General features: G+C 62.2%; 1 protein-coding gene. It reads left to right on the top strand.

Annotated features, from left to right (window positions below):
- Positions 1–165 precede the first annotated feature (165 nt).
- On the top strand, positions 166–785 hold a 620-nt coding region (gene istB / locus CKO42_RS26800; RefSeq protein WP_200252847.1), incomplete at its 3' end, for an IS21-like element helper ATPase IstB.

Raw genomic sequence — 785 nt, 5'->3', positions numbered from 1 at the left:
CAATCCGCGTTATCGCAGTGTCAAGACCATCCTCGAGAAGGGGCTGGATCAACAATCCGATGCGGCTGCGGCCTTTGACACCCTGGCGGAGAGCTACACCGGTGGCGCGCGTTTCTTGCGCGATGCCGCTGAGCTGCTGTCGCACTGATGAACAGGACAACACCCATGAATCCGATGCCTGAACTCGCTCCCCTGCTGAAACAACTGCGCCTCTCTGGCCTCCTTGAGGCCCTGCCGGCGCGTAACCGCCAAGCCATTGAGGAGCACCTGGCCTATACCGACTTCCTCGCCTTGTTGATCCAGGATGAGATCGCCCGCCGCGAGCAGAAGCGCTTGAGCCAACGCGTGCGCCGGGCCAACTTCCGTTCGCACAAGACCCTTGAGCAGTTCGACTTTGCCTTCAATCCTGGCATCAACCGGGCCTTGATCCAGGAGCTGGCTACGGGGCAGTTCATCACGGAGCCAGCCTCGGTGCTGATCGCCGGCCCGAGCGGCACGGGGAAGAGCCATCTGGCCCAGGCCTTGGGCCAGATCGCGGCTTGCCAGGGACAGGATGTGCGCTTCATGACCCAAACCCAGCTGCTCGGCGCGTTGAATGAGGCGCGTGCGACCGGGACCTTTCAGCGCCGCTTCCAGGCGCTGGCTCGGGTGGCTTTGCTGATCATCGACGATTTTGGACTGAAACCGCTGCGCTCGCCGCAGGATGAGGATGTCCATGACTTGATCAGCGAGCGCTATGAGCAGCGCGCAACCATCGTCACCAGCAACCTGGACTTCAGCGAGTG

It is taken from the genome of Lamprobacter modestohalophilus (assembly GCF_016583905.1).
Lineage (GTDB): Bacteria > Pseudomonadota > Gammaproteobacteria > Chromatiales > Chromatiaceae > Lamprobacter > Lamprobacter modestohalophilus.
Note: the sequence above shows the minus strand (reverse complement) of the source record. Positions and strands in the feature narration are given on the sequence as shown.